Annotated in this window: 16 protein-coding genes; 9 read left to right on the top strand and 7 right to left on the bottom strand. The window is 72.2% G+C overall.

The window, feature by feature from the left end:
• Positions 1-9: 9 nt before the first annotated feature.
• Complete coding sequence (gene proB / locus ACYF6T_RS08535; RefSeq protein WP_461694818.1) at positions 10-1206, top strand: glutamate 5-kinase; 1197 nt, start codon at positions 10-12, stop codon at positions 1204-1206.
• A gap of 195 nt (positions 1207-1401) precedes the next feature.
• Positions 1402-2883, top strand: coding sequence for an FAD-dependent monooxygenase (locus ACYF6T_RS08530; protein WP_461694816.1), 1482 nt, complete (start codon positions 1402-1404; stop codon positions 2881-2883).
• A gap of 41 nt (positions 2884-2924) precedes the next feature.
• Here the strand turns inward: ACYF6T_RS08530 and ACYF6T_RS08525 are convergent, their stop codons facing one another.
• Genes ACYF6T_RS08525 through ccrA form a run of 5 tightly spaced genes read right to left on the bottom strand, consistent with a single transcriptional unit; the run spans position 2925 to position 7738 of the window.
• Positions 2925-3089, bottom strand: coding sequence for a hypothetical protein (locus ACYF6T_RS08525; protein ID WP_461694815.1), 165 nt, complete (start codon positions 3087-3089; stop codon positions 2925-2927).
• A gap of 15 nt (positions 3090-3104) precedes the next feature.
• Positions 3105-4427: a glutamate-5-semialdehyde dehydrogenase gene (locus tag ACYF6T_RS08520; protein ID WP_461694813.1), complete on the bottom strand. Its 1323-nt coding sequence runs from the start codon at positions 4425-4427 to the stop codon at positions 3105-3107.
• Complete coding sequence (locus tag ACYF6T_RS08515; protein WP_461694812.1) at positions 4424-4582, bottom strand: hypothetical protein; 159 nt, start codon at positions 4580-4582, stop codon at positions 4424-4426. The genes ACYF6T_RS08520 and ACYF6T_RS08515 overlap by 4 nt, the downstream gene beginning before the upstream one ends.
• Before the next feature lie 46 nt (positions 4583-4628).
• On the bottom strand, positions 4629-6362 hold the full coding sequence (locus ACYF6T_RS08510) for a 3-hydroxyacyl-CoA dehydrogenase family protein (protein WP_461694810.1): 1734 nt from the start codon (positions 6360-6362) through the stop codon (positions 4629-4631).
• Positions 6359-7738 (bottom strand): crotonyl-CoA carboxylase/reductase, encoded by a 1380-nt coding sequence (gene ccrA, locus ACYF6T_RS08505; protein WP_461694809.1) that lies wholly within the window; start codon positions 7736-7738, stop codon positions 6359-6361. Before ccrA ends, ACYF6T_RS08510 begins: the two co-directional genes overlap by 4 nt.
• A gap of 255 nt (positions 7739-7993) precedes the next feature.
• Here ccrA and ACYF6T_RS08500 point away from each other — a divergent pair, with 255 nt between their 5' ends.
• The 5 genes from ACYF6T_RS08500 to ACYF6T_RS08480 all read left to right on the top strand — a co-directional run bounded on the left by ACYF6T_RS08500 (position 7994) and on the right by ACYF6T_RS08480 (position 14027).
• Positions 7994-9316 (top strand): cation:proton antiporter, encoded by a 1323-nt coding sequence (locus tag ACYF6T_RS08500; protein ID WP_461694807.1) that lies wholly within the window; start codon positions 7994-7996, stop codon positions 9314-9316.
• Between the two features lie 56 nt (positions 9317-9372).
• Positions 9373-10776 carry a citrate/2-methylcitrate synthase gene (locus ACYF6T_RS08495; RefSeq protein ID WP_461694806.1) on the top strand — a complete coding sequence of 468 codons (1404 nt, stop codon included), beginning with the start codon at positions 9373-9375 and terminating at the stop codon, positions 10774-10776.
• A gap of 51 nt (positions 10777-10827) precedes the next feature.
• Positions 10828-11961, top strand: a complete 1134-nt coding sequence (locus ACYF6T_RS08490) for an acyl-CoA dehydrogenase family protein (protein ID WP_461694805.1) — start codon at positions 10828-10830, stop codon at positions 11959-11961.
• Positions 11958-13430 carry an amino acid adenylation domain-containing protein gene (locus tag ACYF6T_RS08485; protein ID WP_461694803.1) on the top strand — a complete coding sequence of 491 codons (1473 nt, stop codon included), beginning with the start codon at positions 11958-11960 and terminating at the stop codon, positions 13428-13430. The genes ACYF6T_RS08490 and ACYF6T_RS08485 overlap by 4 nt, the downstream gene beginning before the upstream one ends.
• Before the next feature lie 66 nt (positions 13431-13496).
• Entirely contained in the window at positions 13497-14027 is a 531-nt protein-coding gene (locus ACYF6T_RS08480; protein ID WP_461694801.1) for a flavin reductase family protein, read from the top strand.
• A gap of 75 nt (positions 14028-14102) precedes the next feature.
• Here the strand turns inward: ACYF6T_RS08480 and ACYF6T_RS08475 are convergent, their stop codons facing one another.
• Positions 14103-14858: a thioesterase II family protein gene (locus ACYF6T_RS08475; RefSeq protein ID WP_461694800.1), complete on the bottom strand. Its 756-nt coding sequence runs from the start codon at positions 14856-14858 to the stop codon at positions 14103-14105.
• The gene (locus ACYF6T_RS08470; protein WP_461694799.1) at positions 14849-16114 is read right to left on the bottom strand and encodes a 4'-phosphopantetheinyl transferase family protein; all 1266 of its coding nucleotides are present in this window, start codon (positions 16112-16114) and stop codon (positions 14849-14851) included. The genes ACYF6T_RS08475 and ACYF6T_RS08470 overlap by 10 nt, the downstream gene beginning before the upstream one ends.
• 159 nt (positions 16115-16273) lie before the next feature.
• Between ACYF6T_RS08470 and ACYF6T_RS08465 the strand changes: the two genes are divergently transcribed.
• Both ACYF6T_RS08465 and ACYF6T_RS08460 read left to right on the top strand, forming a co-directional pair.
• Entirely contained in the window at positions 16274-16531 is a 258-nt protein-coding gene (locus ACYF6T_RS08465; RefSeq protein WP_461694798.1) for an acyl carrier protein, read from the top strand.
• A gap of 122 nt (positions 16532-16653) precedes the next feature.
• Positions 16654-18021: an NAD(P)/FAD-dependent oxidoreductase gene (locus tag ACYF6T_RS08460; RefSeq protein ID WP_461694796.1), complete on the top strand. Its 1368-nt coding sequence runs from the start codon at positions 16654-16656 to the stop codon at positions 18019-18021.
• Positions 18022-18128 lie beyond the last annotated feature (107 nt).

The raw sequence follows: 18128 nt of genomic DNA, 5'->3' as shown, positions 1-18128 counted from the left end.
GAAGTGAGCATGCGGACTGACGTTCTGACGGCCCGTCGGATCGTGGTGAAGGTCGGCTCGTCGTCGCTGACGACGGCGCTCGGCGGCCTCGACTCGGACCGGGTGGACGCCCTGGTGGACGTGCTCGCCCAGGCCCGGCTGCGGGGCCTGGAGATCGTGCTGGTCTCCTCGGGCGCCATCGCCGCGGGCCTCGCCCCGCTGGGGCTGACCGAGCGGCCCGACGACCTGGCCCGGCAGCAGGCGGCGGCCTGTGTCGGGCAGGGTCTGCTGGTCGCCCGCTACACGGCCTCGTTCGCCCGTTACGGCCTACGGGTGGGCCAAGTGCTGCTCACCGCCGACGACATGGGGCGCCGTGCGCAGTACCGCAACGCCTACCGCGCCCTCGCCCAGGTCCTGGCCATGGGCGCCATGCCGATCGTCAACGAGAACGACACCGTGGCCACCCAGGAGATCCGGTTCGGCGACAACGACCGGCTCGCCGCGCTGGTCGCCCATCTCGTCAAGGCCGACCTGCTGGTGCTGCTCTCCGACATCGACGGCCTCTACGACGGCGATCCGCGCCGGCCGGGCGCCCGGCGGCTCGGTGAGGTGCGCGGGCCCGAGGACCTGCGGGACGTGGAGATCGGCGGCGCGGGCAGCGCCGGTGTGGGCACCGGGGGCATGGTGACCAAGGTGGAGGCGGCGCGGATCGCCACCGCCGCCGGCATCCCGGTCGTGCTGACGGCCGCCCGGCACGCCGCGGACGCGCTCGCCGGGCGGGAGACGGGGACGCTGTTCCATCGCACCGGGGACCGGACCGCCGACCATCTGCTGTGGCTGGAACACGCCAGCAGCCCGCGCGGGACCGTGCAGTTGACCGACCACGCCGTGCACGCCCTGGTCCAGGGCCGCGGCCCGTTGCCCGCGGAGGGGGTGGCCGGCGTGGAGGGGCACTTCGTCGCCGGTGACCCGGTGGAGCTGGTGGACGAGGAGGGGCGGGTGGTCGGCCGCGGGCTGTCCTCGCTCGCCGTCCAGGAACTCGCTCTGCTGCGAGGGCGTTCGGGCCGCGAGGTGGTCCACCAGGACGACCTGGTGCTGCTGCCGGGCGCGACCCGTGCCGGACTTCCCGCCCAGCGTCGCAGGCGGGTCAGCGTCCGGATCCGGCCCGCGCACGGCGGCACGGTGCAAGCCGCCGCGCCCGTCGGCGAGTTGCCGTCCGCCGGCTGAACCCGCGCCGCCGGTCGGCAGGTTCGGCCTGCCCCCTCCCCACCGCCGTATCAGACCACAGGAGAATCCCCCACTGCCGTATCAGACACCAGAGAATCCCCGACCCCCGACCCCCGATTCCCCGAGCCCCCGCCCCCCCACATCGCCGCTACCGGAATTCCGAGCATCACAAGTCCAGAGAGGAGAGCGAACCTCATGGAAGATGTCCTGATCGTCGGGGCCGGGCCCACGGGGCTGGTCACGGCGGCCGAACTCGCGCTGGCCGGGGTGCGGTGCCGCGTGCTGGAGCGACGGGCCGAACGGTCCGGCTGGTCCCGGGCGTTCGGCCTGCACGCGCGCACGCTGGAGCTGCTGGACGCGCGGGGCCTGGCGGAGCCGCTGGTGGCCCGCGGCTACCGCTCGCCCGAGATCCGGCTGGACACACGGCTGGTCGACCTGCACCGACTGCCCACCCGTTTCCCCTACTTGCTCATCATTCCGCAGAACGAGACGGAGGAGGTCCTGGAGGACGCCGTACGCGGCATGGGCGTACCCGTGGACCGGTCCGCCGAGGTCGTCGACGTACGGCAGGAGCCGAACCACGTCCAGGTGCGGGTGCGGGACGCGGACGGACGGGTGCGTACCGAGCGGGCCCGCTACCTGGTGGCCGCGGACGGGCACCGCAGCACCGTGCGGCGGCTGCTCGGCGAGCCGTTCCCCGGGTCGCCGTACGAGATGACGGTGATGCTCGGGGACGTGGTGCTGAAGGAGCCGCTCGGGCCGCAGATGCAGATCGTCTCCACCCGGCGCGGCATGGTGCTGTGCACCCCGTTCCGCGACGGCCACCACCGGGTCATCACCATCGACCACCGGTTCACCGACGTGCCGGTCGGCGAACCGCTGTCGCTGCTGCAGCTCGCCTCCAGCACGCGCTACGTCAGCCGGCGCACGCTCGGCTTCGTGGAGGCGCGCTGGCTGTCGCGGTTCTCCAGCCACCAGCGGCAGGCGCCTCGGTACCGCGTCGACCGGGTCTTCCTGGTCGGTGACGCGGCGCACGTGCACTCGCCGGCCGGCGGGCAGGGGCTCAACACGGGGGTCCAGGACGCCGTCAACCTCGGCTGGAAGCTCGCCGCGGCGGTGCGCGGGTGGGCGCCGGAGTGGCTGCTCGACAGCTATCACGAGGAGCGGCATCCGGTCGGCGCCGACGTGCTGCGCCGTACGGACCTGATGCTGCGCGCCATGTCGCTGCGGGCGCGGCCGGCGCGGGCGATGCGCAAGGTCGGGATGGCGACGGCGCTGTCGCTGCCGCTGCTGCACCGCCGGGTGCGGGAGGGGATGGCGATGACGTCCCTCGCGTATCCGGCGCGCGGGCCCGAGCAGCATTCCTGGGCGGGACGTCCGCTGCCGGACGAGCATCTCGTCACCGCCGAGGGCCGTGTCTCCCCGTACCACCTGCTGCGGGACGGCCGTTTCCTGCTGGTCACGACGGGCTGGACGGCGGCCGGCGGCACGGCCGGCTACGAGGGGCGGGTGCGCGCGGTCGCCACGGCCGGGCTTCCGGGCCCCGACTGGCCGGCGGTGGTGCTGGTCCGGCCCGACGGCTATGTCGCGGCGGCCTCCGGCACCGTGGACGACGTGCCCGCGATGCTCGGCACCTGGTGCGGAACACCGCGGACGGCGGCCACTCCGCTGGGATGACCGCCGCCAGGGCCTGTCCGGCGCTCGGCGCCGGGCAGGCCCTAGTCGATGCCACGGACGATGTGCGACTCGGCGGGGTGGTCCTCGTCGACGCCGGCCAGACCCAGCCACGGGGCCTGCGGGGCGCTCTGCCGGTCGCGGGGCCGTTCGGCCTCGTAGACGAGCCGACTCGCCTGCTTCGTCTCGGTGATGATGCGTATGTACATGAACCTGCCTCCCGTCTACGGCAGCGGGGCGGCCGCTCCGCCCCGGATGTGACCGTCGCCCACCAGGACGTACTTGGTGGTGGTCAGCGCGGTCACCCCCATGGGACCGCGCGCGTGGAGTTTCTGGGTGGAGATGCCGAGTTCGGCGCCGAGCCCGAGTTCACCGCCGTCGGCGAAGCGGGTGGAGGCGTTGACGGCGACGACCGCGGTGTCCAGCGCGGCGACGAAACGGCGGGCCGCGGACTGCGAGTCGGTGACGATGGCCTCGGTGTGGCCGCTGCCGTGGCGGCGGATGTGGTCGACGGCCTCGTCCAGTGAGTCGACGACGGCGGCGGCGAGTTCGAGGGCCAGGTACTCGCGGTCCCAGTCCTCGTCGGTGGCGGGCAGCACGTCGGGGCGGAAGGGCCGTACGCGCTCGTCGCCGTGCACGAGGACGCCGCGTTCGGTCAGGGCCGCGAGGGCGCGGGGCAGGAACTCGGCCGCGACGGCCGCGTGGACCAGCACCGACTCGGTGGCGTTGCACACGGAGGGGCGCTGGGTCTTGGCGTTGAGCAGGATGGCCAACGCCTTGTCGAGGTCGGCGTGTTGGTCGACGTACACGTGGCAGTTGCCGACGCCGGTCTCGATGACCGGTACGGCGGCGTCGCGGACCGTGGTCTGGATGAGTTCGCGTCCGCCGCGCGGGACGAGGACGTCCACGAGGCCGCGCAGGGACATCAGTTCGTGTACGGAGGCATGGCTCGCGCCCGGTACGAGCTGGACGGCGTCCGCGGGGACGGCGCTCCCCGCGAGGGCTTCGCGGATGGCCGCGACCAGCGCCGCGTTGGTGTGGCGGGCCGTCGAAGAGCCGCGCAGGAGAGCGGCGTTGGCGCTCTTGAGGCAGAGGGCGGCGGCGTCGACGGTGACGTTCGGGCGGCCCTCGTAGATCATGCCGACCACGCCGAGGGGCACCCTGATGCGGCGTACGTCCAGCCCGTTGGGCATGACCGCGCCGCTGACGCTCTCCCCGACCGGGTCCGGCTGCTCCGCCAGCGCCCGCACCGTGCCGGCCAGTCCTTCGAGGTGCCCTCGGGTGAGGGCGAGCCGGTCGAGCACGGTGGCCGACTGCCCGGCGGCCCGCGCGGCCGCCACGTCCCGCTCGTTGGCGGCGAGGATCTCACCCGCCGCCGACACCAGTCCCCGGGCCACGGCGAGCAGAGCCGCGTCGCGCTCCCCGCCGGTGGTGAGCGCGAGCCGCCGGGCGGCGGCCTGCGCGGCGACGGCGGTGTCGCGGACGGAGGGGGTGGGGGGCGCGGCGTCCTCTGCCGCCGGTCCGGTCCGGTGGGTGGTCGCCGTCATCCGTTCTCCCCCTCCCGGTCGTTGGCGGCCGGTGTCATCGGGGGCAGTACGTCCGCCGAGGTCGGTGTGCAGCCGATGAGTTCGGCCAGGAGCGCCCAGGCGAGGGCGTCGGCCTCGGTGCTGTGGGTGGTCGGTTCGGGACCGGTGCTCTTCATCGCGTTCTCCCTGTCCTGACGTCCTGACGTCCCTTGCGGTGCCGGGTCAGCCGTAGACCCGGAACCCCGCGCCCGACTTGCGTCCCGCTCGACCGGCGGCCACCAGGTGGCCCAGCAGCGGTGCCGGTACGGTGCCGGGGCGCCGGTCGGCGTCGTGCAGGACCCGCTGGATGCTCAGGGACACGTCGAGGCCGATCACGTCGAGCAGTTCGAAGGGCCCGAGCGGGTATCCGCACCCGTGCTTCATCACCGCGTCGATGTCGTCCGCGCCGGCGTAGTGACTCTCGGCGAGCCGCACGGCCCCGTTGAGGTAGGGGAAGAGCAGCGCGTTGACGATGAAGCCGGGCCGGTCCATGCACTGCACGGGGTGTTTGCCGAGCCGCCGGCACACCGTGCGGGCGGTGTCGACGTGCCGCTGTGCCGTCTCCAGGGACGGGATCACCTCGACGAGCCGCATCACGGGGGCCGGGTTGAAGAAGTGCAGGCCGATGACGTCCTCGGGGCGCCCGGAGGCGAGACCGCACTCGATCACCGGCAGGCTGGAGGTGGTCGTGGCGAGCAGCGCGCCCGGCCCGCAGACCGCGCCGAGGCGGGCGAACAGCGCTTTTTTGACGTCGAGTTCCTCCGCGACGGCCTCGATGACGAGGTCGCAGTCGGCGAGCCGGTCGGCGTCGCCGGTGGGGTCCAGCCGTTCCAGCGCGGCCGTCTGGTCCGCCTCGGTCAGCCTGCCGCGCCGCACGGCCCGCCCGGTGGAGGCGGCGACCGCCTCCCACGCGCTCTTGGCCCGTTCGTCGCTGCGGCCGACGAGCAGCGTGTCGAGGCCGCCCTTGGCGAAGACCTCGGCGATGCCGGTGGCCATGGTGCCGGTGCCGACGACGCCGACCCGGCGCACCAGGGAGGCGCCCTGCGAGCGGCGGGCGGGGGCAGGGGCCGTGCTGCCGGCCTGCTCCCGGTAGTCGTAGAAGCCCCGGCCGGACTTGCGGCCGAGGAGGCCGGCGAGGGCCATGTGCCGCAGCCGGCGGGCGGGTTGGAAGGCGGGCTCGTCGCAGCGGGCGGCGAGGGCGTCGAGGATGTCGCAGGCGGTGTCCGTGCCGATGACGTCGAGGAGTTCGAACGGCCCGTGCGGCAGCCCGCAGCCGTAGCGCATGGCGGCGTCGATGTCGTCGTGTCCGGCGGCCCGCTGGTCGTACATGGTGACGGCCTGGTTGAGGAAGCCGAACAGCAGGGCGGCGGAGATCAGGCCGGGGCGGTCGCCGACGGTCACGCTCCGCAGGTCCAGCGCGCCGGCCAGATCGCGTACCCGGGCGACGGCGGAGGCGTCGGCGATGACCGTGCGGCCGATCTCGACGAGGCCGGCCGTGGGCAGCGGCAGGTGCAGGCCGACGACCCTGCCGGGCCGGCCGGAGGCGGCGGCGAGGTCGGTGAGGGAGAGCGCCGAGGCGGTGGTGGCGAGGACGGTGTCGGCCGGGCAGACCCGGTCGAGTTCGCGCAGCACCTCGGCCTTGGTGTCCCGACGTTCGGGCACGGCCTCGACCACGACCCGGGCCGAGGCGAACTCCGCCCAGCTGCGGGCGAGCCGGATGTGCCGGCCGGCGGCGCGTGCCTGCTCGGGCGAGTCGAACAGCTGCGTCAGCCGCTCGCGCGCGTCGGGCCGCGGATCGCGTACGACGACGGAGTGCCCGGCGAGCACGGCCCGCCGCAGCAGGGCGCCGCCGATGGTGCCGATGCCGACGATGCCGAGGGCGCCGTCCGCGGATCGCGGTGTCCGTGCGGTGCTCATGCCGCCACCTCGCTCAGCCGTGTCCTGGCGGTCTGCCGGGCGGCGTCCCGGAAGCGGTTGATGGCCGGTTCGTGGCGGGCGCGCAGTTCGGGGTCGCGGACGCCCAGGCCCTCGGCGGGCGAGAGGCACAGCACGCCGACCTTGCCCTGGTGCTGGTTGCGGTGGATGGAGTCCACGGCCTGGGCGACGTCGTCGAGGTCGTAGGTGCGCGAGAGGGTGGGGTGGATCCTGCCCTTGGCGATGAGGCGGTTGGCCTGCCAGGCCTCGCGGTAGTTGGCGCAGTGGGTGCCGATGATCCGCTTCAGGGACATCCACAGGTAGCGGTTGTCGTACTCGTGGACGTAGCCGGCCGTGGAGGCGCAGGTGACGATGGTGCCGCCCTTGCGGGTGACGTACACGGAGGCGCCGAAGGTCTCGCGGCCGGGGTGCTCGAAGACGATGTCGACGTCCTCGCCGCCGGTCAGTTCACGGATGCGGGAGCCGAAGCGCTTCCACTCCGCGGGGTCCTGGGTCCGCTCGTCGCGCCAGAAGCGGTAGCCCTCGGCGCTGCGGTCGATGATCAGCTCGGCGCCCAACGACCGTGCCAGCTCGGCCTTTTCGGGTGACGACACTACGCAGATGGGGGTGGCGCCGCCGGCCAGGGCGAGCTGGGTGGCGTAGCTTCCCAGGCCGCCGACGGCGCCCCAGATCAGGACGTTGTCGCCCTGTTTCATGCCGGCGCCGTTGGGGGTGACCAGCTGGCGGTAGGCGGTGGAGTTGACCAGGCCGGGGACGGCGGCCTCCTCCCAGGTGAGGTGCTCCGCCTTGGGCAGCAGCTGGGTGGCCTTGACGAGGGCGAGGTCGGCGAGGCCGCCGTAGTTGGTCTCGTAGCCCCAGATGCGCTGCTCGGGGTCGAGCATGGGGTCGCCGTGGCCCTCGGCGTCCTCCAGTTCGACCGAGACGCAGTGCGCCACGACCCGGTCGCCGATGCCCCAACGCCGTACGCCGGGGCCGCACTTGACGATGACGCCGGCCAGGTCGGAGCCGATGACGTGGTACGGCTGGTCGTGCCGGGCGGCGAGGCCGCCGAGGCGGGCGTAGCGCTCCAGCATGGCGAAGGTGGGCACCGGCGAGAACAGCGCGCTCCAGACGGTGTTGTAGTTCACGGCGCTCGCCATGACGGCCACCAGGACCTCGCCGGGGCCCGGTTCGGGCGTCGGCACCTCCTCGATGTGCAGGGAGTCCGCGGGACGCCGCTCGCGCAGTGGGACGCCCTCGAACATGCCCGCCTCCGCCTTGTGCAGCACGGCGGCCCGGTAGGAGCCGGGCACCCCCACGGCCGCCACGTCGGCCGGCACCGAGTCCGGTGACTCGATGGCCTCCACCAGTTCACGCATGAGCCGGCACCACCTTCCGCGGTTCGGTGCGTTGCCGCAGAGCTCGACGGTTCGCACCCAAGAACTCAACAAAGGATGAACTCAACAGGTAAGGAGTTTTACACGCAGACAAGGCCGCAGCAAGCCCCGTCCGCAAGGCTCACATCGGGCCGACGCCCCTTGTCCGCACCGACTCCGCATGCAAAACTCATCGGCAGTTGAGTTCTCTGCTCGTTGAATTTTGTTCGAGATTCCCAGGCATCCGAGGGAGCTGCCGTGACACCGCATCAGCTCGAATCCCTGCAGGCAACCGCCATCGCCGGGATCGCCGGCATCCTGATCGCCGGAACGGCACTCGCCTATGTGGCGCGCAGGGTCCGTCAGCCCGCCGTCATCGGCGAGATCACCGCGGGCATCCTGCTGGGCCCGAGCCTGCTGGGCCTCTTCCCGGGCGACCTGACCCATCGCCTCTTCCCGGACAACGTGCGCCCCTTACTGTCCATGGTGGCCCAACTGGGGCTGCTCCTCTTCATGTTCACCGTGGGCTGGGAGCTGGACTGGGCCTCCATGCGGCGCCGCAAGACCTCCGTGGTCGCCGTGACGGCCGGCAGCATCCTCACCCCGCTGGCCCTCGGCATGGGCGTCGCCGCGCTGCTCTACCACCACCACTCGGTGGTCGACGGCGACAAGGTGCCGATGTTCTCCTTCACCCTGTACCTGGGCGTCAGCATGTCGATCACCGCCTTCCCGGTGCTGGCCCGCATCCTCAAGGACAACGGCCTCAGCCGTACGGCCATCGGCGCGCTCGCGCTCACCAGCGCGGCCTTCGGCGACGTCCTCGCCTGGTGCCTGCTGGCCGCGGTGGTCGCGGTGGTCACCGCCTCGGGGCCGTCCGGGTTCACCGACACGCTGTGGATGTCGGCCGGTTACGGCGCCGCGATGATCGTCGTGGTCCGCCCGCTGCTGCACAAGGCGGTCGCCCGGGTGGCGAAGAAGGGCACCGGGGCCTATCTCGCCGCCCTGGTGACGGCGGGCCTGCTGCTGTCGGCGTACACCACCTCGAAGATCGGCATCCACCCCATCTTCGGCGCCTTCGCCTTCGGCCTGGTCATGCCGCGCAAGCCGCAGGTCATGCTGGAGGAGCGGATGGTCCGCCCGCTGCAGCACGCCGGCGAGCTGATGCTGCCCGTGTACTTCATCATCACCGGTCTCAACGTCGACGTCGCGGGGCTCTCCGCCCGCGCCTGGGGCGAGTTGGGCCTCATCCTCGCCGCCTCGGTGGCCGGCAAGCTGCTCGGCGCCGGACTGCCGGCCCGCTCCTTCGGCCTGAACTGGCGTGAGTCCACGGGCGTCGGCGTCCTGATGAACACCCGCGGCCTGACCGAACTGATCATCCTCGGCGTCGGACTGAGCCTCGGTGTGCTCGACGAGACGCTGTTCACCGAGATGGTCCTCATGGCGCTGATCACCACCGCGATGACCGGCCCCCTGCTGCCGTACCTGTTCCCCCACAAACTCGGCCTGGTCACCACGCGCCCCCCGGCCTCCGTGGTCCGGATGCCCGAACCCGCGGAGCAGGCCACCGATCTGGCCGGCTGACCGGCCGCCCGCCCGGCCCGCGGCCGCCGGGCGGGACGCAACGTACAACGAAGGAGATGGTCCAGGTGCACCCCGTCATCAGCACGCTGTCCCGGGTTTTCGACATGCCGTCGGAGTTCATCGGAGACGAGATGCGGCTGCGCGCCGTGTCCAGCTGGGACGACCTCACCGCTGTGGAACTCCAGGTCCACCTGGAGCACGAGCTGGGCACCACCCTCGACGACCACCTCATCGAACGCATCGAGTCCGTAGGCCAGTTGCGCGAGTTCTACGACGAACGCCTGGCCGAACTGTCCTCGATGAAGGCTCCGCCGGACGCCTCCGCCATCGCCCCGCCGCTGCCCGGTCCCGCCGACCGGCTCACCCCCGACGAGGTGGTGTTCGGCGAGACCCGCATCTCCGAGGTGGACCCGGTGCGCGGCCGGCTGGCCTACCGGGGCTACCCGGTCCAGGAGTTGATCGGCAAGGTCACCTTCGAGGAGGTCGTCCACCTGCTCATCCGGGGCTGGCTGCCCGACCCCGACGAACTGACCGCCTTCCGCGCCCGGCTCGCCGCGGCCCGCGAGATGCCCGCCATGGTGGCCACCAACCTCGTGCTCAACGCGGGGTGCAGCACCTCCAGCGTGCTGCGCACCGCGGTCTCCGCGCTCGCGGTGGCGGCGGAGGCGGACGCCGACCCGGCGGCCCACATCGACCTCGGCGAACGCCTGGTGGCGCGCATCCCCACCATCTTCGCCATCCAGCAGGCCGCCCGCACCGGCCGCCGGCTGCCGCGGCCCGAACCGGAGCTGTCGCACGCCGAGAACATCCTGCACATGCTGGGCCTGCCCCGCGACCCGGAGCGGGTGCGGCTGGTCGACCTCTGCCTGATCCTGCAGGCCGAACACGGCTGCAACGCCTCGGCGTTCGCCGCCCGGGTCGCGGCCGGCACCGGCGCCGACATCTTCGCCACCATGACCGTGGCGCTCGCCACCTTCACCGGCCCGCTGCACGGTGGTGCCGCCCACCAGGTCATCGACCTGGCCCGGGAGGAGCGCGACCCCGGCACCGCCGCCGCCTATCTGCGCGGCCGCGTCGACCAGGCCCGCAGCGAGCGCGCCCGCCAGAACTCCTACGCCGGGGAGGATCCCCGGGTGCGCCCGCTGCGCGAGGCGGCCCGCCGGTTCCGCGGCGGCAGCCCCGACGGCCAGCACGTCCTGGAGGTCCTGGACGCCGTGCGCACCGCCGCCCATCCGTCGAAGGGCCCGCGCCCCTATCTGACCGTGGACTGCTACGCGGCCGCGATCTACCACATGCTCGGCATGCCCTCCGACCTGTTCGTCCCGATGTTCGCCGCCGCCCGGGTCCCCGGCTGGCTCGCGCACGTCGAGGAACAGCGGACCCAGCAGGGAGGCATCCATCCGCGGCTGCGCTACGTCGGCCCGCGGAACCTGCGCCTGCCCTCGTCCCGTACCGACTGAGAAGCGACCGCCGCGGGAGGGCGTCCCCTTCCCCGTACCCCAGGAGCAGATGTGGAGTTCGGCTGGAAAGCAGAGCAACAGGCCCGCTACAACCGGGTGTTGGAGGCGACCCGGGCCGCCTTCCCCACACCGCCGACCGGCGGGTTCTACAGCCGCAAGGACTGGCTGCGGCTCGGCGAGATCGGCATGCTCGGATCCTGCCTGCCCAAGGAGTACGGCGGAGGGGGCCTCGGCGCGCTGGACACCGCGCGGGTGGTGGAGGCGGTGGGCCGCGGCTGCGCCGACACCGGGCTGGTGTTCGGGGCGGCGGCGCACACCTTCGCCTGCTCGGTGCCCATCGCCGAGTTCGGCAGCCAGGAGGTGCGGCGCCGGCTGCTGCCCGAGCTGGCCGCCGGCCGGCTGATCGCGGGCAACGCGATGACGGAGCCGGAGGCCGGCTCCGACTCCTCCCGGCTCGGCATGATCGCGACGGCCGTGGACGGCGGATACGTCCTCAACGGCACCAAGAGCTTCATCAGCAACGGCCCGGCCGCCGACGTGTACGTGGCCTACGGGACTGTGAATCCGAAGGCGGGCTTCCTCGGCGTGACCGGCTTCGTCATCGACCGCACGGCCGACGGGGTCGTCGTGGGACCGCCGTACGAGAAGATGGGCATGCACTCCTGCCCGGCTGGCGCCGTCACCTTCCAGGACTGCTTCGTCCCCGAGGAGAACGTGCTCGGCGGGGTCGGCGCGGGCGCCGCCATCTTCCAGCACTCCATGGGCTGGGAACGCGCCTGCCTGTTCGCCCTCTACATCGGGCTGCTCGACCGGCTGCTGGAGCAGTGCGTGACGCACGCCCGCGAGCGGCGCCAGTTCGGGCGCCGGATCGGTGAATTCCAGTCGGTGTCCAACCGCATCGCCGACATCAAGCTGCGCCTGGAGAGCGCGCGGCTGCTGCTGTACCGCGCCTGCTGGTCGATGGACCAGGGCGACCCTTCCGTGCTGGAGATCGCCCTGTCCAAACTCGCCGTCTCCGAGGGCGTGCTGGCCTCCGCCTCGGACGCCGTACGCGTCTTCGGCGGCCGCGGCTACCTGCGCGAGGACGGCATCGAGGCCGCCCTGCGTGACGCCGTGCCCAGCACGATCTTCTCCGGAACCTCCGACATCCAGCGCCAACTGATAGTGAAGGAGATAGGGCTGTGAGGCTCCACCAACTGGTCATCGACTCCGCCCGGCGGGACCCGGCCGCCACGGCGGTGCGCACCTCCAAGGGGGTGCACAGCTACGGGGAACTCGACGAACTCGCCGACCGCTACGCCGCCGCCCTGCACCGGCGCGGGGTGCGGCCCGGCGACCGGGTGGTGCTGTGGACCCACAAGACCGTGGACGCGATCGCCCTGATGCAGGGCGCGCTGCGCGTCGGCGCGATCTACGTCCCGGTCAGCGCCAACAACCCGGCCGCCCGCGTCCAGCGCATCGCCGCCGGCTGCTCCCCGGCCCTGGTGGTCGCCGACGCCGACGGCATCCGGCGCGCCGCCGACCACGACTGGCCCGCCGAACTGCCGCTGGCCGCCTTCGACGACGTACGCGAGGAGGCGCCGGCCGCCGACGCGCCGCCCGTCCACGACAACGAGCCCGACGACGCCGCGTACATCCTCTACACCTCCGGCTCCACCGGCGAGCCCAAGGGCGTGTGCATCAGCCACCGCAACGCCCTGTCGTTCGTCAACTGGGCCGTGAAGGAGACCGGGTTGACCGCGGCCGACCGGCTCTCCAACCACGCCCCGTTCAACTTCGACCTCTCCGTCTTCGACCTGTACGGCGCCTTCGCCGCCGGCGCCTCGGTCTTCCTGATCCCCGAGGGCCTCGCCTACGACCCCTCCCAACTCGCCACGCTGCTGCGGGGCGAGCGCATCAGCGTCTGGTATTCGGTGCCCTCGGCGCTGATCCTGATGATGCAGCGCGGCGACCTGCTGGCCGGCGACCCGCCCGAGGACCTGCGGGTGTGCATCTTCGCCGGCGAGCCCTTCCCCATCCAGCAGGTGCACGAACTGCGCAAGGCCTGGCCGGACGTACGGATGTTCAACTGGTACGGCCCCACTGAGACCAACGTGTGCACCAGTTACGAGGTGACCGAACGGGACCTGGGCAGCACCCGTCCGCTGCCGATCGGCGCCCCGGCCTCCGGCGACCGCATCCGCATCCACCCGCCGCGCGAGCGGGAGGGCGAGATCGTGGTCAGCGGTCCGACGGTGATGCTCGGCTACTGGGGCCGTGAGCCGCAGCAGGGCGCCTACTTCACCGGGGACATCGGCCGGATGGGTCCCGACGGGATGCTGGAGTACGTGGGCCGGCGCGACCACATGGTGAAGGTGCGCGGCCACCGCATCGAGCTCGGCGACGTGGAGTCCGTCGTCGCCGCCAACCCGAAGGTCGCCGCCGCGGCCTGCGTGGTGGTGGGCAGCGGTCTGGACGCCCGCATCCACGCCGTGGTGGTGCCCGAGGGCGACAAGGCGCCCGGTCTGCTGGAGCTCAAGCGGGACTGCGCCGACCGGCTGCCCCTGTACATGGTGGTCGACGCGGTGCACGTGGCCGACGAACTGCCCCTGACGGCCAACGGCAAGACGGACCGTCAGGCCCTGCTGGAGCGCATCACGTCCGTCGACTCCTGAGGACGGCGTCCGCCGATGTCCGCGGCCCTGGCCCGCCTGGGCCTTACCGACGACGAGGATCTACAGATGCCTGAACAACTCCGTTCCGTCCAGCCCGTGTTGGACCAGGTGGACCTGCACACGTTCCGCTCGGTGATGGGGTCGCTGCCCACCGGGGTCAGCGTGGTCACCAGCGTCACGTCCGACGGCGAGCCGCGTGGGCTGACGTGCAGCGCGGTGTGCAGCGTGTCGGCGTCGCCGCCGCTGCTGCTGGTCTGCGTCAAACACCCCAGCGCCACCCTGGAGGCCATTCACGAGAGTTCGGTGTTCGCGGTGAACTTCCTGTCCTCCGGGATGGCGGAGACCGCGAAGACGTTCGCCTCGCCGGTGCCCGAGCGGTTCTCCGGCGTGCGGTGGACGCCGGGCAAGCGCATCGCGGCGCCGGTGCTCGATGACAACGTCGCCACCGCCGAGTGCATGCTGACCAGCAGTTATCTGGCGGGCGACCACCAGATCCTGGTCGGTCGCATCGTGCACGGCGACGTGAGCACGACGCAGATGCCGCTGGCGTACTGGAGGGCCCAGTTCTCCGAGCTGACGGCACAGCCGGCTGCCTGAGCGCCGCGCGAAACGCCGCCGGCCTTCCCCCTGGGTGACGGGGGAAGGCCGGCGGCGTTTCGCGTGCGGCGGGCGTCAGCCGGGCAGGACCCGCAACACCCCGCTCACGTAGGCGTGGAAGGCCGCGTCGTCGAGCAGGAAGTGGCCGCCGGGCAGCCACTCGATGCGCACCTCGCCGGTGCCGTGGTTCTCCCAGTCCCGGAGCCCGGCGTCGTCGACCATCGGGTCGTCGGTCCCGGCGCACACCCACAGCGGGCAGGCGAGCGGCGGTCCGGGCAGCGGCTCGTACGTCTCCGACAGGGTGAAGTCGGCGCGCAGCACCGGCACGAACAGCTCGATGAGCTCGGGGCGTTCGAAGAGCTGCGGCGGGGTGCCGCCGAGCCGGCGCACGGCGTCCAGGAACGCGGGGGCGGCGAGGCGGTGGATGTCCGGGAACGGCCGCCGGGCGGTGGGACCGTTGCGCCCGACGAGGATCACCCCGGCGGGCGGGCGCCCCAACGCGCTCCAGTGCCGGGCGAGTTCGTAGGCGAAGGCGGCGCCCATGCTGTGGCCCAGCAGCACGTACCGGCCCGTGGTGTGCGGTGCGGAGGACCGCGCGAGGTCGTCCAGCACGTCGGCGAAGTCGTCCCGGACGGGTTCGGTCATACGGGTGCCGTGCCCCGGCAGCTCCAGCAGCACGGTGCGCGCGAGCGACGGCACGGCGGCCCGCAGACTCGCGAACGCCCGCGCGGCGCCTCCGGCGTGGGGCAGGCAGAGCAGGGTGGGCGCGTCGGCGGGCGCGGCGAACGCACGGAGGGCAGACGCCGCGGCTCCTGTGGAACTCAGCTGCATGTCGGAATCTCCTTCACATAAGACACGCCGACCAAGGAAGAGGCCGACGGGGTGGGCCGTTCCGGGAGGGGCTGCGAGGTGGGGGTGGAGGTGGGGTGGGGGCTGGACCGGGGGCTGAGGTGGGGAGTGGTGTCGGCCGTGGGATCGGGGTCGGGGGGTGGGGGTGGGATGAGAGTGGAGGTCGTGCGTGGGATCGGGGTCGAGGGTGGGATGAGGGTCGAGGTCGGACGTGGGATGGAGGTCGGGGGTGGGGTTTCCGGGGCCGGAGACACCGGCCCGGGGTTGGCCACCACGGAGGGTTCGGGATGGGCCGCCGCGGAGGGGCCGGGGTTGGCCGCCGCAGAGGGGCCGGGATTGGGCACCGCGGCGGGTCCGGGGTGGTACGGCGGAAGGGCAGGAGGGGCCTGAAGACCACCGGGGGCAGGAGTGCCGGGGCCCGAGGCGGGCGTCGGCAGGCCGGCAACGGAATCGGGCACGCGCACCCCGGGACCCAGCACTCCGAGACCCGAGAAGTGGAGCAGCACGCCGGCGACCCTGTCGGACACGCCCACCCCCGGACCGAACACCCGCACCAAGCCGCCCCCGCTCGCCACCGCGACCGCCGCCCGGTACTCCTCCCCCACGTCGATGAGCTGGAGCCGCCACGCTCGCCCCGCCGCACCCGGCGCGCGGTGCACGGTCACCGGCCCGTCGCGGCGCCGGCCCGGTGTCACCCACACGGCCGCGAGGTCGCCGGCGAGGCCGTTGCCGAGGGCCTTGAGGACGGCCTCCTTGCAGGTCCAGCTGGTGAACAGGGAGACGTCGTCAGAGGTCGCGCAGCGCTCCGCCTCCCAGTCGGAGAGGATCTGGCGGCGCAGTCCGGCCGGGTCGCGCAGCGGCTTGACGCGTTCGACGTCCACGCCGACCGGCCCGTCCCGGCTGACCGCGACGAGCGCGAGGCCCTCGGTGTGGGAGAGGCTCACCCGCAGCCCGGGATCGCCGGTCACATACGGTTTCCCGAACTTCCCGCGCGCAAAGCGGACGTCGGTCGCGGGACGACCCGAGTACAGCGCGGTCACGGCCCGCAGCGCCGCGTGCGAGCAGGCGTACAGCGTGCGCGCCGACGGCACGATACGGCCGAAGCGGCGCCGTTCGTCCGGCGCGAGCACCCCGACGCAGCGGCTGAGCAGCGCTTCCCGGCGCGCTCCCGGCGCGGGTTCGGGGACGACGAAGACGTGCGTCTCACCTGCGGGCGGACCGTATCGCATTCGGTTCATGGCGCCTCCAACCTCGGGTTCGTCGGTCGCAGTTGGCCCCTTGACGCGAAACTCAACACTAGTAGAGTTCATCAGGAAATGACATCATCAGGCGTTGAAATCAACGAGTGTTGAGCTCTTTGCCGCACCCGCCCTCAACGCGTCCCAAGGAGGCATGGCGTGGCCAGTGACCGCGAAGAACTGCTCTCCCAGCTCACCGAGTTCGTCCAGGAGCGACTGCTCTCCGAGCCCGACTCGCAGGGCCTCGCCCCGGACACCCCGCTCCTGGAGTGGGGGATTCTCACCTCGATGAACACGGCCCAACTGCTGACGTTCATCCGGGACGACCTGGGAACCAACATCCCCCCCACCGAGCTGACCGGCTCCAACTTCCAGAACCTGGACAGCATCACCGACCTGGTGCTGACCCTCCGCTGACCCGCGCGCGCCCGCCCGGCGCGCGCTGAGCGACCGCGACTGACCCGCGCGCGCCCGCCCGGCGCGCGCTGAGCGACCGCGACGGAACGCCGCCCGACACCACATCACGACAGGAGATCACGTTGTCCGAGGCAACCGAGAACCAGGCGACCTACGACTACGACATCGGCATCATCGGCGGCGGACCGGCCGGCTCCAGCGCGGCCGCGTACCTCGCCAAGGCGGGCCTGTCCGTGGTGGTGTTCGAGGCGGAGACCTTTCCGCGCGAGCACGTCGGGGAGTCCCTCGTGCCGGCCACCACCCCGGTCCTGATCGAGACCGGCGCCATGGAGGCGGTCGAGGCCGCGGGCTTCCCGAAGAAGTACGGCGCCGCCTGGACCTCCGCGGAGGACCGGGACATCGACCACATGGGCTTCACCGGCCTGGACCACGACTTCCGCGCGGCCGAGGTCCTCTTCAGCGAGCGCGACCAGGCCGGCGTCGACCGCGACCACACCTTCCACGTGGACCGCGGCAAGTTCGACCAGATCCTGCTGCAGAACGCCGAGTCCCTGGGCGCCAAGGTCTACCACGGCGTCCGCGTCAACCGCGTCGACTTCACCGAGCGCGACCGCCCCGTCATCCAGGCCAAGGTCGGCAACCAGCCGATCGGCGTCCCGGTCCGCATGGTCGTCGACGCCTCCGGCCGCCGTACGATGATGGGCTCGCAGCTCAAGTGCAAGGAGCCGGACCCGGTCTTCAACCAGTACGCGGTGCACACCTGGTTCGACGACTTCGACCGCAAGGCCCTCGCTGTCAACAAGGACCAGGCCGACTACATCTTCATCCACTTCCTGCCGCTGGAAGACACCTGGGTCTGGCAGATCCCGATCACCGACACCATCACCTCCATCGGTGTCGTGACGCAGAAGGCCCGCTTCAAGGCCGCCAAGAACGACCTGGAGACCTTCTTCTGGGACACCATCGGCAGCCGTCCGGCGCTGCGTGACGCGCTCAAGAACTCGCGCCAGGTCAAGCCGTTCAAGTCCGAGGGCGACTACAGCTACGCCCTGACGAAGATCGCCGACGACTCGCTCGTGATGATCGGCGACGCGGCCCGGTTCGTCGACCCGATCTTCTCCAGCGGTGTCAGCGTCGCGCTCAACAGCGCCCGCCTCGCCGCCGCGGACATCATCGCCGCCCACAAGGCCGGCGACTTCCGCAAGGAGCGCTTCGACACCTACGTCAACACGCTCCGGGGCGCGGTCAACAACTGGTACGAGTTCATCTCGATCTACTACCGCCTCAACATCCTCTTCACGGCGTTCGTCCAGGACCCGCGCTACCGCCTGGACGTCCTGAAGATGCTGCAGGGCGACGTGTACGACGGGGAGCCCAAGGCCCTCGCGGCGATGCGGGAGATCGTCGAGGCGGTCGAGAACGACCCGACGCACCTGTGGCACAAGTACCTGGGCACGCTCAAGGCGCCCTCCGCCGCGGCCAAGTTCTGACGCCGACGGCACTCCGGGTGGCGCGTGGCGCCCCGCGCGCCACCCGGCCCCTTCCTTCCTCCCCTGCCCTCCATCCCTCCCATCCCTTCTCATCCCGGCCGAACCGT

The sequence above is a fragment of the Streptomyces sp. 7R007 genome, from assembly GCF_054850255.1.
The sequence above is the reverse complement of the archived record's forward strand: the minus strand, read 5'-3'. Positions and strand labels throughout refer to the sequence as shown.

Bases quoted from the DNA above. Each gene is read 5' to 3' on its own strand.
- ACYF6T_RS08495 (WP_461694806.1), top strand. From the start codon at position 9,373: ATGGTCCAGGTGCACCCCGTCATCAGCACGCTGTCCCGGGTTTTCGAC.
- ACYF6T_RS08520 (WP_461694813.1), bottom strand. From the start codon at position 4,427: ATGACGGCGACCACCCACCGGACCGGACCGGCGGCAGAGGACGCCGCG.
- ACYF6T_RS08480 (WP_461694801.1), top strand. From the start codon at position 13,497: ATGCCTGAACAACTCCGTTCCGTCCAGCCCGTGTTGGACCAGGTGGAC.
- proB (WP_461694818.1), top strand. From the start codon at position 10: ATGCGGACTGACGTTCTGACGGCCCGTCGGATCGTGGTGAAGGTCGGC.
- ACYF6T_RS08515 (WP_461694812.1), bottom strand. From the start codon at position 4,582: ATGAAGAGCACCGGTCCCGAACCGACCACCCACAGCACCGAGGCCGAC.
- ACYF6T_RS08530 (WP_461694816.1), top strand. From the start codon at position 1,402: ATGGAAGATGTCCTGATCGTCGGGGCCGGGCCCACGGGGCTGGTCACG.
- ACYF6T_RS08525 (WP_461694815.1), bottom strand. From the start codon at position 3,089: ATGTACATACGCATCATCACCGAGACGAAGCAGGCGAGTCGGCTCGTC.
- ACYF6T_RS08470 (WP_461694799.1), bottom strand. From the start codon at position 16,114: ATGAACCGAATGCGATACGGTCCGCCCGCAGGTGAGACGCACGTCTTC.
- ACYF6T_RS08510 (WP_461694810.1), bottom strand. From the start codon at position 6,362: ATGAGCACCGCACGGACACCGCGATCCGCGGACGGCGCCCTCGGCATC.
- ccrA (WP_461694809.1), bottom strand. From the start codon at position 7,738: ATGCGTGAACTGGTGGAGGCCATCGAGTCACCGGACTCGGTGCCGGCC.
- ACYF6T_RS08475 (WP_461694800.1), bottom strand. From the start codon at position 14,858: ATGCAGCTGAGTTCCACAGGAGCCGCGGCGTCTGCCCTCCGTGCGTTC.